The organism is Fictibacillus sp. B-59209, assembly GCF_036216745.1.
GTDB classification, from domain to species: Bacteria; Bacillota; Bacilli; order Bacillales; family Fictibacillaceae; genus Fictibacillus_C; species Fictibacillus_C marinisediminis.
Genome location: NZ_JARMMC010000018.1, coordinates 439,717 through 454,139 on the forward strand (window position 1 = coordinate 439,717; position 14,423 = coordinate 454,139).

General features: G+C 40.9%; 15 protein-coding genes and 1 other annotated feature. Of the genes, 6 read left to right on the forward strand and 9 right to left on the reverse strand.

Annotated elements, in window-relative coordinates:
• The first annotated feature begins 251 nt into the window (after window positions 1-251).
• The gene (locus P4361_RS15090; RefSeq protein ID WP_053354754.1) at window positions 252-920 is read left to right on the forward strand and encodes a TerC family protein; all 669 of its coding nucleotides are present in this window, start codon (window positions 252-254) and stop codon (window positions 918-920) included.
• A gap of 44 nt (window positions 921-964) precedes the next feature.
• Here the strand turns inward: P4361_RS15090 and spxA are convergent, their stop codons facing one another.
• The 3 genes from spxA to P4361_RS15105 all read right to left on the reverse strand — a co-directional run bounded on the left by spxA (window position 965) and on the right by P4361_RS15105 (window position 2,314).
• The gene (gene spxA / locus P4361_RS15095; protein WP_007203028.1) at window positions 965-1,360 is read right to left on the reverse strand and encodes a transcriptional regulator SpxA; all 396 of its coding nucleotides are present in this window, start codon (window positions 1,358-1,360) and stop codon (window positions 965-967) included.
• Between the two features lie 237 nt (window positions 1,361-1,597).
• A complete protein-coding gene (locus tag P4361_RS15100) occupies window positions 1,598-1,726 on the reverse strand; it encodes a hypothetical protein (RefSeq protein WP_255357533.1) in 129 nt (42 codons plus the stop codon).
• 24 nt (window positions 1,727-1,750) lie between these two features.
• Window positions 1,751-2,314, reverse strand: a complete 564-nt coding sequence (locus P4361_RS15105; protein ID WP_053354755.1) for a GNAT family N-acetyltransferase — start codon at window positions 2,312-2,314, stop codon at window positions 1,751-1,753.
• 140 nt (window positions 2,315-2,454) lie between these two features.
• Here P4361_RS15105 and P4361_RS15110 point away from each other — a divergent pair, with 140 nt between their 5' ends.
• The 3 genes from P4361_RS15110 (at window position 2,455) to P4361_RS15120 (ending at window position 5,287) form a co-directional block, all read left to right on the forward strand.
• Complete coding sequence (locus P4361_RS15110; protein ID WP_053354756.1) at window positions 2,455-2,640, forward strand: hypothetical protein; 186 nt, start codon at window positions 2,455-2,457, stop codon at window positions 2,638-2,640.
• 74 nt (window positions 2,641-2,714) lie between these two features.
• Complete coding sequence (locus P4361_RS15115; protein WP_328089914.1) at window positions 2,715-4,469, forward strand: UbiD family decarboxylase; 1,755 nt, start codon at window positions 2,715-2,717, stop codon at window positions 4,467-4,469.
• A 281-nt stretch (window positions 4,470-4,750) separates the two neighbouring features.
• Window positions 4,751-5,287: an HD domain-containing protein gene (locus tag P4361_RS15120; RefSeq protein ID WP_062231393.1), complete on the forward strand. Its 537-nt coding sequence runs from the start codon at window positions 4,751-4,753 to the stop codon at window positions 5,285-5,287.
• Window positions 5,288-5,320: 33 nt separating this feature from the next.
• Here P4361_RS15120 and P4361_RS15125 read toward each other — a convergent pair whose 3' ends face one another.
• The 6 genes from P4361_RS15125 to P4361_RS15150 all read right to left on the reverse strand — a co-directional run bounded on the left by P4361_RS15125 (window position 5,321) and on the right by P4361_RS15150 (window position 12,126).
• Entirely contained in the window at window positions 5,321-6,172 is an 852-nt protein-coding gene (locus P4361_RS15125; RefSeq protein ID WP_053354759.1) for a DegV family protein, read from the reverse strand.
• Window positions 6,173-6,260: 88 nt separating this feature from the next.
• Window positions 6,261-7,262, reverse strand: a complete 1,002-nt coding sequence (locus P4361_RS15130) for an ABC transporter ATP-binding protein (protein ID WP_053354760.1) — start codon at window positions 7,260-7,262, stop codon at window positions 6,261-6,263.
• Window positions 7,262-8,281, reverse strand: coding sequence for an ABC transporter ATP-binding protein (locus tag P4361_RS15135; RefSeq protein ID WP_053354761.1), 1,020 nt, complete (start codon window positions 8,279-8,281; stop codon window positions 7,262-7,264). The genes P4361_RS15130 and P4361_RS15135 overlap by 1 nt, the downstream gene beginning before the upstream one ends.
• Before the next feature lie 11 nt (window positions 8,282-8,292).
• Window positions 8,293-9,306: an oligopeptide ABC transporter permease gene (gene opp3C, locus P4361_RS15140; protein WP_062232514.1), complete on the reverse strand. Its 1,014-nt coding sequence runs from the start codon at window positions 9,304-9,306 to the stop codon at window positions 8,293-8,295.
• A gap of 5 nt (window positions 9,307-9,311) precedes the next feature.
• Window positions 9,312-10,241, reverse strand: coding sequence for an oligopeptide ABC transporter permease (opp3b, locus tag P4361_RS15145; protein ID WP_053354762.1), 930 nt, complete (start codon window positions 10,239-10,241; stop codon window positions 9,312-9,314).
• Between the two features lie 196 nt (window positions 10,242-10,437).
• Window positions 10,438-12,126, reverse strand: a complete 1,689-nt coding sequence (locus P4361_RS15150) for a peptide ABC transporter substrate-binding protein (protein WP_328089916.1) — start codon at window positions 12,124-12,126, stop codon at window positions 10,438-10,440.
• A 418-nt stretch (window positions 12,127-12,544) separates the two neighbouring features.
• Between P4361_RS15150 and P4361_RS15155 the strand changes: the two genes are divergently transcribed.
• Window positions 12,545-12,913: a DUF3899 domain-containing protein gene (locus tag P4361_RS15155; RefSeq protein ID WP_062231385.1), complete on the forward strand. Its 369-nt coding sequence runs from the start codon at window positions 12,545-12,547 to the stop codon at window positions 12,911-12,913.
• Between the two features lie 27 nt (window positions 12,914-12,940).
• Window positions 12,941-13,171, forward strand: a binding site (T-box leader).
• Window positions 13,172-13,228: 57 nt separating this feature from the next.
• A complete protein-coding gene (gene trpS / locus P4361_RS15160) occupies window positions 13,229-14,218 on the forward strand; it encodes a tryptophan--tRNA ligase (protein WP_053358293.1) in 990 nt (329 codons plus the stop codon).
• Window positions 14,219-14,423: the final 205 nt, after the last annotated feature.

Below are 14,423 nucleotides of genomic sequence, written 5' to 3' on the forward strand. Positions count from 1 at the left end.
TATTGTCACTTTTCCCTAAAAAAAGAAAATTCAATCCAAAGCTGGCTCATTCTTGTACTTCTATTCTATGACAAAACATCGAAGTTGGAAATAAAAATGCTGACCATTTTTTTGCCCTTTTTTTTAGATTAAACGGGCTCTTTTAACGATTAAATGACTTTTCGAAAAAATAAATGGTCTTAATTTGAAAGAAGTTTTGTACATTTTAACATACATAGTCCCGTTTAGCACTTGAAAGGGGTTTGGCATTCGTGGAAACAGATTTCCTCATATCCCTCTTACAGATCATCGCCATTGATATTCTGCTTGGGGGAGATAATGCGATTGTAATCGCTCTGGCCAGCCGTAATTTGCCTGAGCATCAAAGAAATAAAGCGATTTTTATTGGGACAGGCCTCGCAATCATCGTCAGAATCATCTTAACCGTTCTTGTGGTCTATTTGCTCAAGGTTCCCCTTCTTTACCTGACAGGGGGAGTTCTGTTAATTTACATCGCCTTCCAGCTGCTGGTACATGATGAAAACGGAAATAATATTAAACCAGGCATGTCGTTGATCAGCGCCATCCGAACCATTGTTGTAGCCGATATTGCAATGGGCCTTGATAATGTACTGGCTATTGCTGGAGCTTCACATGGATCGGTTCAGCTCGTCGTGATTGGTCTTATCATCTCTGTACCTATTATTATATGGGGAAGCAAGGCCATCCTTCATATGATGGAACGCTTTTCAATCCTGATTTATATCGGCGCCGGTATTCTGGCCTACACAGCAGCGGGTATGATCTGTTCGGAAAAAGAACTTCAGCCTTTATTCCTGTCCAGCCCCCACATCAAATCCGCATTCAGCATCATTATCGTAATCGGAGTGATTGCTGCAGGCTTTCTTTCAAAATCGAGAAGGACCGGAAAACATAAATGATTGATAAAAAAAGCCTCTACAGAACTTAATCTGTAGAAGCTTTTTTAATTAACCATACGCTGCGCTTCGAGCAATTGATACGTACGGACTTTTCTAGGTAAAAACCTTCTGATTTCATCTTCATTATAGCCTACCTGGAGTCGTTTTTCATCCATGATAATCGGCCTTCTTAAAAGCCCAGGGTTATCTGCGATAAGCTGATAAAGATCCTGTAGAGGCATCGTCTCGACATTCAAGTTTAATTCCTGAAATGTTTTTGAACGGGTTGAAATAATTTCATCCGTTCCATCCTCAGTCATACGAAGGATTTGTTTTACTTCCTCTATGCTCAAAGGCTCTGAAAAGATATTTCTTTCTTGGTATGGAATGTCATTCTCTTTTAACCACGCTTTTGCCTTACGACAAGATGTACAACTCGGCGAAGTAAATAAAGTAACCATATGGATCTTCTCCTTCCCCATCCTACTGATTTAACCCCTACTTTAAAATAGTTATTAAATCATATTTTTTATTATACTACATTTTCTTTAAACAAGAAAGGTCTTCACAAAAATGTAATAAAACTTATACAACCCAACTAAAACAATGTGTTCCATCTATATAGACGTATTACCCCAAAAAAAGTTTCACAAAACATAAAAGAAATAGGATGAAATAGTTTTCATCCCATAATCACTTTATGCAATTGATTTGAATTGAGATGCCGGCCCTTTTTTCGGACCCGTGGATAAGCCTTTTAAATTCTTTCTCAACATCTCTTTCAATAGTTCCCGCTTACTCTGTTTTTTCTTATCCTTGGCTTTCATGCAGATACCTCCTTGCCATAGAAATTACTCGGTTATGGCGTCTTTACCGTGCTGAAAGGTGAGCACATCGGCTACATCCTGATAAGCTTTACCGTACAATTCTTTATCTTTGTACGTGTGTATCTCATTATACGTCTTTTTCATGTTTTCATAAATACTTTCTTCACTTTCTCCTTTAGGAGCCCAATACAAAATCTCCATTTCATTCACTTGATCAGTAGCAAGTGACTTTCTTCTGTAACCAATCTTTGATGCATGCTTAAATCCTTCCCGCCGATAGAACCGCTGCCGTTTTTCGGTATCTGTATCTTCATAGTCAATGGGTTCAACTTCAAGTATGATCGGTTTTTCTTTTTCTTTAAGCTTTTTCAGCAAGGTCTTTCCCAGCCCCTGGCCGCGTGATTCTTTAGACACGAACAAATAATCAATGAAAATAAAATCATCCAGTTCTACATACATCAGCACATGATGGGGGCCTTCATCTTTATGATAAATATCTCCTTTGTCTTCTAGAAGGAGTTCCATATGTTCTTGAGATTTCATTTCTTCAATTGGGAAATATTGATTTAATTTTTCGTACCAGTTCATTTTGTCCTGACAGCTCCTAACTGAAATGATTTAGTTATAGAGAGAGTAAAAAGAATTTGATTTAGTTTTCCCTCTTTCCAAAGGGATAAACATCTTATACAATAAAGAGGAAATGTATGCCTTTTCAATGGAGGGATTAGATGGTGATGTTTTTCCGTGATTTACTCCTGCTCGCTGTTTTTGTCATCGGATTGACTGCTTTTATGGGTATACTCGCACATTGGTTCTCACTTAAAGTATTCGGCGGAAAATCTGTTTTTAAATTCGTAGACCACTCTAAATCTTTTCAGTCCAATTGGAGTAACGTACAAAGAAGAAACCGGTAAACAACTTCTACTTTACGAGAAGTTGTTTTTTTGTGAAGATAAAAGAAGATTATACATACTAGAGGTGGAGATTCATGCATATCAATTTACGAACGTTTATTCAGCAGTTAAAAAAAGAAAATGAAATTATTGAAATAAAAGCCGAGGTTGATCCATACCTTGAAATTCCAGAAATTCACCGAAGGGTCATCGATGAACAGGGGCCAGCCCTGCTTTTTACGAATGTTAAAGGCAGTGATATCCCTGTTGTAACCAATCTATTCGGAACAATCCGCCGTGTAGATATGGCGTTCGGCCCTAAACCTGAAGCTCTTGTTAAGCAGCTGGTCGCATCAATTGATGACCTTCTCCCTCCTTCTGCTTCAAAACTGTGGGGAAAAAAAGGGATGATCAAAGACATACTGAAAATTGGCACAAGAACCGTAAAACCGGCAAAAGCTCCAATCATGGAAACCTACACAGCTGACGTGAACATGAAGAAGCTTCCTGCTTTAACCGGCTGGCATATGGACAGTAACCCGTTTGTTACGCTCCCTCTTGTTTACACCGAACATCCTGATAAACACGAGCACAATCTTGGAATGTATAGAATCGAGATTAAAGAAGAAAAGAAAACCGGCATCCACTGGCAAATTCATAAAGGGGGCGGCTTCCACCACTTTGCCGCTGAACAAAAAAACGAGGAGCTTCCTGTAACATTATTCCTTGGCGGGCCTCCTTCCCTAATGATCAGCGCAATTGCTCCGCTCCCTGAAGCAGTTCCGGAGCTTATGTTTTCCTCTATGCTAATGGGAGACAAGCTAAACCTTACACATGCGCCGGGTTATTCCCACCCGCTGATCGCTGAAGCAGAGTTTGCATTTGGAGGAGTTGTTCCACCACATATCAGGGAACCCGAGGGGCCTTTTGGTGACCATTACGGCTATTATTCATGGGCACACGACTTCCCTGTATTCAATGTGAACCATATGTGGAAACGAAGAGACGCCATTTACCCCGCAACAGTGGTTGGAAAGCCAAGACAAGAAGACTACTTTATCGGTGAATATCTGCAGCGACTGATGAGCCCTCTGTTCCCGGTTGTCATGAATGGTGTTAAACAATTGTGGACCTATGCAGAGACAGGCTTTCACGCCCTTGCAGGTGCAGTTGTCCGAGAATCCTATTATAAGGAAGGGCTCGCACATGCTTTAAGAATCATGGGTGAGGGTCAGCTTACATTAACTAAATTTCTAATGGTAACCAATAAGGAAGTGGATCTTCAGGATTTCTCCCAGCTTCTCGAAGCGGTGTTAGAGAGATTCCTGCCTGAGCGTGATTTGCTGATCCTGCATGATACATCCATGGATACCCTGGATTATACAGGACGAAAATTCAACACCGGCAGCAAAGCGATCATGACAGGGCTTGGAGAGCCCGTACGAGAACTGAAAAGAGTATATGAAGGTGGAACCATTCCAGGGATTCATGACGTCCAGGCGTATTGCGGAGGATGTTTATGTGTCTCTGGACCAACATTTGAAGAAGAACCCGAATTTGGTGAAAAACTGCTTCAAGCTGGCGAACAGCAGCTTAATAAATGGCAGCTGGTGTTTTTAGTGGACGATGCCTCCATCGCCTCATCTCAATCCCAATTTTTATGGACAACCTTTACGCGTTTTGATCCAGCGTATGATCTTTACGCCAAAAGTGAGGTTGTACGAAATAAAATTAAATACAGCGGACCAGTCATTATCGATGCAAGAATGAAGCCTTTTTATCCCGAAACGGTTGAAACACGGCCAGATATTGACCAATTGGTTTCAAAGCGCTGGAAGGAATATTTTTAATGGAAAAGCTCTGTTAGTTCATGTGTTGTTTTGGTGGGGTGTGATTGAAGAAAAAGACTTGAGGATCTCTTTTAGGATCAGTATGCGATGCCCAATATAATTGAAAATCAACAATATGCTTTAACAAAGTTAATGGAAAGAAGGGCTCCCATGAGAGCCCTTCTTTTTGTTTTATTTTATTGATTAAGAGGCAAAACGGTGGTATAGTATTTAACAATATACATTTTTAGCATCCCTCGTATCCTGCCTGTTCGAGGAGTTTGCAGAAAGGAGAAAAATTGATGAGAAACGTGACATTAACCGATATATTTCTTCATCCATATGCTCAGAAATACTTGGACCGTTCTGGCCTTGTGCATGCGATCTCAACAGCATACCATGCGTTTTCACTCGCTAAAGAGCATGGCGTCAACCCGGATCTCGCAACAAAAGCTGCACTTCTTCATGATGTCGGCCACTATACTTGGTATACAAACGGCCAATGGGATTACTCCCTTTATAAAGAAAATGACATTCATGCCATTAAAGGTGCTGAAAGAGCGCATAAATTGCTCATTGAGCTGGGAGAAGATCCAAGGAAAGCAAAAGAGATTGCGTTAGCCATTCTTTTGCACACTGATTCTTATCTGCCGGAAGGACAGCTTCAGCTTCTGCCGCTACAGCGTGTAGTTGCGCTTGCCGACGAAGCAGATGAGGAGCCTGGCGGTTTGCATCATTATCGAAAACTGGATAAAAGTACGGCACTTAACCGAATTAAAAATCTGGACCGATTGGTGGATGCTCATTATGAGACACAAAACCTAAAACACTCCGTATAGATCATATCCATACGGAGTGTTTTTATTTATATATTAATGAAAGATGAACCCGATCGCGTTTTGGCTTGCATACGTACCAATCGTACTGCCAAATCGGGTGAACGAGATCGATTTAAACGCAGAGAATGTAAACAGTTCACCAAACTCCTTAATTACTTCTTCTTTGGAAGGAAGACTATGAATAATAAAAAGCTCTTTTTCAGGATGCTTTTGCTTCCATTCCTGCAGCAATTCTTTCAGTTTCATTAATCCTTTTTTCTTCCCTCTGTACTTTCCAACCGTTTCAACGATTCCGTCCTGTACGGAAAGAAGGGGTTTTATATTCAGAAATTCAGCAATGGCTCCCTGAACAGCAGATATCCTGCCGCCCTTTTTCACATTTTCCAGCGTTTCCAATAGTACATAAGCCAAAACCGTTTCTTTTTTCTCATTGATGGATGCTACTATTTCTTCAGCACTCTTGCCTTGCTGAACAAGTTTTTCCGCTTCTTTTAGCAATACATGAATTCCTGCAGAAGCTGTTCCTGTATCGATAATATGCACTTTATGCTGAACGGCTTCATCTAGCATTCCTTTCGCGATTCCGGCACTTTGCACAGTACCGCTCAGGTTTGATGAAAGTCCTAGATAAATCAGCTCGTTTCCTTTTTCAAGTTCAGAATGAAAAGCATTATAGAAAGCCTGTGGAGATGGCTGGCTTGTCTTAGGAAGATTCTCCTCTCTTGCCATCCGCTCGTAAAATTCATCCATACTGATATCGACCCCATCTAAAAAATGACCGTCTTTAAAAGTAATATTAAGCGGAACAATGACAAAAGGGACGGATAATGTATGATGATCTACACAGTAGTCGCTTGCACTATCCAGAATAAAAGTGATATTCATTCAATTACCTCGTTTCAAATAATCCTTATAACCCTCCTTAAACATATCATAAAACGACCTCCTGATATACAGGAGATCGCGTCATTTGTTACTGTTTATTCTCATTGTTCAATTCATTGTCATAAAGATGGCAAGCTACCCAGTGGCCTTCTCTTGCTTCCTGCCATTTAGGAACTGTACTTGCGCAAACATCCATTGCATGCGGACAGCGCGTACGGAAACGGCATCCGCTTGGCGGGCTGATTGGGCTCGGAATATCACCTTCAAGAATGATTCGCTCGCGGCTTCGTTCTACTTCAGGATCCGGAACAGGAATGGCTGAAAGAAGCGCTTGAGTATACGGATGCAGAGGCTCTTCATAAAGCTCATCACTGTCCGCAAGCTCAACTATGTTTCCAAGATACATAACACCCACGCGGTCGGAAATATGTTTAACCATGGAAAGATCATGGGCGATGAATAAATACGTTAGTCCGCGTTCTTTTTGGAGTTTCATAAGCAGGTTTACAACCTGCGCCTGAATGGATACGTCCAACGCTGAGATCGGTTCGTCAGCGATGATAAAATCAGGATCCACTGCAAGGGCACGGGCAATACCGATACGCTGACGCTGTCCGCCTGAGAATTCATGCGGGTAACGGCTGGCATGTGCACGGTTCAGCCCTACCGTTTCAAGAAGCTCGTAAACACGCTCCATACGTTCCTTATCGTTCTTTGCCAGACCGTGGATATCTATTCCCTCGGCAATAATATCTTTGATCGTCATCCTTGGATTTAAGGATGCATAGGGATCCTGGAAGATCATTTGCATCTTGCGGTTAAAGGATTTTAATTCTTTACCGGACTTTTTGCCATGAACATCAACACCTTCATAAGCGACATTGCCGTCTGTAGCATCGTATAGACGAATAATCGTTCTTCCAGTCGTAGATTTTCCGCAGCCGGATTCTCCAACAAGTCCGAGTGTTTCACCTTTATATATATCAAAGCTGACATCGTCAACTGCTTTTAACACAGCATTCTTGCCAACTCTAAAATGCTTTTTCAGGTTCTTGACTTCTAATAACTTCTCTCTTTCTACAACTGCCATTAACGGGCACCTCCTACTAATGCAGCTTCAGGCGGTTCTACCTTAGGCGCACGCTCATCCAGCAGCCAGCAAGCCGATTTATGAGTTGAAGTAACGTCTGAGGCATCCGGCATATGGTCCACACAAACCTGCATCGCATAAGGGCAGCGTGCAGCAAACGGGCAGCCTTTCGGCGGATTAAGCAAGTTTGGCGGCGTACCAGGAATCGCCAGCAATTCTTTGTCGTTCGTGTTTAACTTTGGCATGGAGGATAGTAATCCCCAAGTGTAAGGATGTTTAGGATTGTAGAACACTTCATCCGTTGTACCTGTTTCAACAATCGTTCCACCGTACATTACCGCGACCCTTTGTGAAAGATTGGCTACTACACCAAGATCATGGGTAATCAGAATAATAGCTGTTCCGGTCTTTTGCTGCAGATCTCTCATTAAATCAAGGATCTGTGCCTGAATCGTAACATCAAGTGCCGTTGTTGGCTCATCGGCGATTAATACTTTTGGGTTACACGCAAGCGCGATGGCGATGACCACACGCTGTCTCATCCCACCAGAGAATTGGTGAGGATATTCTGTAATGCGGAGTTCCGGATTTGGAATTCCTACAAGCTTTAAGAGATTGATTGCTCTTTCTTTCGCTTCGCTCTTAGACAAGTTCTGATGCTTGCGAAGACCTTCCATGATTTGCTTCCCGACTGTCATCGTCGGGTTTAGGGAAGTCATCGGATCCTGGAAAATCATAGAAATCTCAGAGCCACGGATTTTCTCCATCTCGCGGTTGGAGAGCTTCACTAGATCTTTTCCTTCAAAAAAGATTTGGCCTTCCTTAATCTCACTCGTTTTTTCAGGCAATAATCGCATGATTGCTTTCGAAGTAACAGATTTACCTGATCCGGATTCTCCTACTATCGCAAGGGACTCACCCTTTTCAAGATGCAGACTTACCCCGCGAACCGCTTTTACTTCTCCTGCAAATGTATGAAAGGAGACATTAAGATTGTTAAGTTCTAATATATTCTTCATATTTTCTCCCCCTATTTACGCATCTTAGGATCCAGAGCATCACGTAATCCGTCACCCAATAGGTTAAAGCTGATCATGATCAACGAGATAATGACAGCCGGGTACATTACTAGGTGAGGATAGATCTGTAATGATTTAAATCCTTCGTTTACTAATGACCCTAGAGAAGCTGTTGGAGGAGCAAGTCCAAGTCCGATAAAGCTTAGGAATGCTTCAAAGAAAATAGCGTTAGGAATAGTAAACATGGATGTAATGATGATCGCACCCAAAATATTCGGGAACATGTGCTTTGTCAAAATACGGGAACTTGTTGCCCCCAATGATTTTGATGCCATTACAAATTCCTGGTTTTTCAATTTTAAGATCTGTCCACGTACAATACGGGCCATTGTTGTCCAGCCTGTAATAACCAATGCCATTGTGATGGATAAAATACCTGGATCAAGAATTAGAATGAAAAGGATAATGACGATTAAGTTGGGGATACCGACTACGATCTCAATAATCCTCTGCATAATATTATCCGTTCGTCCGCCAAAGAAACCTGAAATGGCTCCATAAGCTACACCAATAATCATGTCAATGGCTGCAGCTAAGAATGCGATGTAAAGAGAAATCTGTGTCCCTTTCCATATTCTTACGAACTGATCCCGGCCCAGAGCGTCCGTTCCAAACCAGTAGTAATTTTTTGTCTGGTTTTTCATTTTATACTGATCGACGCCTCGGATGTCCACACCATCAACACCAAGGAAGCTTACCTTTTCAAGTAAAGGAATACGCGGCGGCAAATTGGTTCTGCTTGTGTCTTGATCATCAAAGCCGTTATGACTCATAACTGGACCTAAAAAGGCAAAAAGGAGAATAGCTACGATGATGATAAGCCCAGCAACAGCTCCCTTGTTTTCAAACAAACGTCTTCTGGCATCCTGCCAAAAGGAAGTGCTCTCTTTCGTTATTTTTTCAGAAGCTTCCGCAGAGATCACCGCAGGCTGGAACAAATCATTGTTAAGTTGTTTTTCACGCATGCTCATTATTCCTTGCCTCCTGCAACCCTGATTCTCGGGTCAATAATTCCGTACAAAATGTCAACAATTAAAATGACTACAATGAAACATACACTATAAAAAATGGTAGTTGCCATAATTACCGGATAATCATTAAGTGTGATCGAACCTACGAATTGGTATCCCAGGCCAGGCACTGCAAAAATTCGTTCGATGATCAGCGTACCTGTGATCAGGTTGATGGCAAGAGGCCCTAAAATAGTTACTACCGGAATCATTGCATTTCTAATCGTGTGTTTCCAAATAACAACAATATTTTTTAAACCTTTGGATTTAGCAGTTGTAATATAATCTTGTCCCAACACTTCTAGCATTTCCGTTCTCATGAACCTCGCAACTGTTGCTATTACAAAAACCGATAACGAAAGTGCTGGCAGAACATGATATTTCGGACCATCCCAAAGGGCTACGGGCAGCCAATCTAGCTTAACTCCCACGTAATATTGAAGAACACCGGCAAATACAAATGAAGGAATGGATATCCCTAATACAGCAAATAGTGAAGAAACGTAATCAATCGCCGAATTTTGCTTTAATGCAGCGGCAATTCCTAAGATCAATCCGATAATCGTTCCAAAAATAGTTGCTTCAACACCCAGAACAGCAGAAGGCCCAATTCTCTCTGTAATCATAGTGGATACAGGCCGGTTGTCATACTGGAAGGAAACACCCGCGTCCCCTTTTACGAGATTGCTCATATAGTTAAAGTACTGTACAGGAATCGGATCATTCAGCCCGTATTTTTCATTCAAGATAACTTTTTGCTCTGCTGTCAATTTTTCCTCGTTGTTAAACGGAGAACCTGGCAGCAGCTTCATTAAGAAAAACGTAAATGAAGAAATAATAAATAGTGTGATCAACATGTAAACCATGCGTTTGAGTACAAAACGAACCACTATTGCACCTCCTAATAATAAACCCCAGCTATATACCTATATATCTATAATAGTTGAGATTACAATATCCTACAATAGTTTTATTTGAAAGTTCGACAAATTTCAACTAGTGAGAATTTTGCAGTTAAAAGGAGAGTATATGGCTTACTGACATATACTCTCCGCGTATAGCTATTTAACCATTTAATATTATTTTTTACTTAACATCCCAGTTTTTATAGCTGAAATCTCCGCCAAATGAGTGGTTTACTACGTTTTTAAGGTTTGGCTTAGTGATGTAAGCAAGACCACGTTGGTACATTGGGCTGATTGCAGCATCATCCTGAATCAAGATTTTCTCAGCGTCTTGCATCATAGCCCAACGCTTTTTAAGGTCTGTTTCAGATGAAGCTTTTTTGATTAGTTCGTCATAATTTTTGTTTGAGTAAGCCATTTCGTTATGAGGACTATTAGTTACGAACATATCTACGAATGTCATTGGATCTGGATAGTCAGGTCCCCAACCAGCATAAGAGATATCGTAATCAAGTTTCTCTTCAAGCTTAAGTTTTTGTTTGAATGGTTGTGGCTTAATTTTTAGAGATAGACCAGGAAGGTTTTTCTCAAGTTGGTTTTTGATGAACTGCGCATCTTTTTGTGCTGTATCGCTGTCATAGTTAAGTAGAGTAAGATCTACTTTCTTTGTTCCAAGCTCTTTCAAGCCTTTTTCCCAAAGTTCTTTTGCCTTTTTAGCATCGCCTTTATTAAGGTCGCCATACTTCTCACGGAAGTCAGATCCATCTGGACCGTTAACGAACTTAGAAGGAACTAGGAAGTAAGCAGGAACAGATCCATTGTTTAAAAGAACGTCAGTAAGCTGTTTTTTGTCCCAGCCCATATCTATTGCGTGACGGATGTTTTCATTAGCCAACGCTTTGTTCTTTTGGTTCATACGCAAGAAGAATAATGTTGATTCAGGAACAGTACTGAAAATATCTTTCTTGTCTTTGTATTGATCCACGTACTCAGCAGAAATGGTAGTACGGTCTGCTTTTCCAGTTTCAAACAGGTTGATGCGAGTTGCTTCTTCTTTAACTACGTTTACGTTGATTGTGTCAACTTTTACGTTGTTCTTGTCCCAATATTTAGGGTTCTTTTTCAACTGCCAGCCTTTTTCATGCTCCCATTTAGAAAGAGTGTAAGGGCCGTTATAAAGCGCTTTGTCTGCTTCAAGAGCAAACTCTTTGCCTTGTTTTTTAACGAAAGCTTCATTTTGCGGATAGAAAGTAGGGAATGAAAGAACCGCTTTAGTGTAAGGTTTTGATGCAGGGTCAGCTGCAAATTTAACTTCTAGCGTGTGATCGTCAATTGCTTTAACGCCAAGCTGATCTGTTTTGTTGTACATTTTGTCTTCAGGGTTAAGTATTTTATCTGCATTCAGGATACCTGCTACTTGATAAATGAAAGAGTATTGAGTAGCTGTTTCTTTCGCTACAGCTTTTCTCCAAGCAAATACATAATCATTTGCTGTTACTTTTTCACCGTTGCTCCAAACAGCGTCATCACGAAGTTTGAATACCCATGTTTTACCGCCGTCTTTTTCTTGCGGCTCTTCAGCAGCACCAGAAAGGACTGGCTGATCTTTGTCATCTAAAGTGTAAAGACCTTCGTAAACGTTGTTTGCAACGTTTAGAGATACAGAGTCATCCGCCATGATGTTATCAAGGTACGGAATTTCTGATGAGTCTAACAGGTTAAGCACCTTTTCTTTAGATGAGCTTCCATTACCTTCAGATGCATTGCCATTTGCTTTGTCATCTTTACCGTTCTTTCCGCTACACGCAGAAAGGAAGACGCTCAATACGAGCACGATCGTTAGAAGTAACGACCATTTTGACTTCTTCATGAATTGACCTCCCCTTTTTCTGTTTACCTAATTAGTGGACCAAAGCTTCGTGAATTATCAGACATTTTGCCCACAACCGTATTATACAAGTTTTCTAACTATTATGCATATACTTTTTTTTACGACTTTTACAAAAAGCCCATAATATTTACGTTTTATTAACAAAAAATAGGAATAAAGACCTATTATTGTCCGTCGTTTTCTTTCTGTTTTTAAGACAGTAATTTCCAGAATATTTGGTGATATATCCTCCTTTATTACCCCAAATTTTTTTCGCTCTCCCGCTGTTTTGAATCAAAAAGCTCACTTCAAGAAGATCGACAGGGGGATTTACTAGGTAAAAAGTATTACTTCATTCGTGAATTTTCATGTTAAAATGTATAAAACAAACTTGAATTTTTCAGATTGGAGAAATTTGATGTCACGCTTGACTTCCTCATTGTTATTAACCGCGGGATCCATAATACTTTCGCTCATTATAGAGCTTGTCTCTGAAAAAAAGATCCACCTCATTCATTTAGTGAACAACCTTTTCATGGTTTCCCTCGCCCTCCTTTTAATTGGCTTAACCCTTTTTGTCATCAGGGGAGGATTATTCGATCTGTTTTCCAGGACACTGAAAAAAGTTATGAAGAGTTTCTCTAAGTCTGCAGAGTATGCAAGCAGCCATGAAACCGAATCGAACTTCTATCTTTCAGAAAGAGTATCAGGAGAATTTGTTTTTCCGCTCCTCTCTTCGGGTCTTTTTCTGTTTGTGGTCTCTAGCCTGGTTGCAATTCTGTCTTAAATTTACTATACTTATTTTAATTGAATGATCTTGGCGATGATAAAGAAAAGTACATGTTTTTGAAGCTCTCAGAGAGCCTGTGTGTGGTGTAAACAGGCAGTGAATAAGCATGGAATGGGCTTTTGAGCTCCTGTCTGAACTTACAGTAGGAACAGGCGTGTTTGTCCGCACGATAGAATGGTCACCGTATGACAGTACGGCTTTGAGAGATTCTTTATGAATAAGTAAGGGTGGCACCGCGGTCCATTCGTCCCTTTTAATGGGATGGATGGGCCTTTTTGTATTGATTTTGAAGTAAAAGGAGAAGGATATTTTATGGCAACTATATTTTCAGGCATACAGCCAAGCGGTACGATCACACTTGGCAACTATTTAGGAGCACTGCAGCACTTTGTAAACTATCAGGAAGATAACCACTGTTACTTCTGTGTGGTAAACCAGCATGCAATTACAGTTCCGCAAGACCCGGTCCAGCTGAAAAAGAACAGCCGCAGCCTTGCCGCCCTATACCTGGCTGTTGGAATTGACCCGGAGAAGTCTACACTATTCATTCAGTCGGAGGTTCCTGCTCATACGAAGATGGGATGGATATTACAGTGTATCGCTTATATTGGAGAACTTGAACGTATGACTCAATTTAAAGACAAATCCAAAGGAAAAGATGCTGTTTCTGCAGGGTTGCTGACATACCCGCCGCTGATGGCTGCTGATATCCTGCTGTATGGAACTGAACTAGTTCCTGTTGGGGATGATCAGAAACAGCACATTGAGCTTACAAGAGATCTTGCAGAACGTTTTAATAAAAAGTACCGTGAGATCTTTACGATTCCTGAGCCTCGAATTCCCAAAGTCGGTGCGAGAATCATGTCCCTCGTTGATCCGGTTAAAAAAATGAGCAAATCAGACCCGAACGTGAATGCCTTCATCTCTATTTTAGATAATGAAGCGGTCATCACAAAAAAGATCAAGCGTGCGACAACTGATTCAGAAGGTATCGTTAGGTTTGATAAAGAGAATAAGCCAGGAATCTCAAATCTCTTGACAATCTACTCTCTTTGTTCCGGAGAGTCCATTTCCGAGTTGGAGACCAAATATGAAGGAAAAGGTTACGGAGATTTTAAAGAAGGCACAGCTAAAGCGATCATTGAACGTTTACAACCGATTCAAGACCGGTATTTCAGCCTCATCGAATCTGATGAACTTGATCAAATCCTTGACCAAGGGGCAGAAAAAGCCAACCGGGCAGCAAACAAAATGCTGAATAAAGCAGAGCGTGCAATGGGCTTGGCCAGAAAACGAGTGTAAAACCCGGAACACGTGAAGAAACCTCCACTTTAAGTGGGGGTTTCTATGTGTTTATTGAAGTTTGAATCTCGCGGAAAAACAGTTGTTAATTTAGGGATTTAATCCGAATCTTGATTTAATTGAGCGTTACTCGAAATGAGTATTCACATAACTCCACCCCTGGCTTCAATCCTGAAGATCATAATAAGGGGCTGTCCAAGAAGTC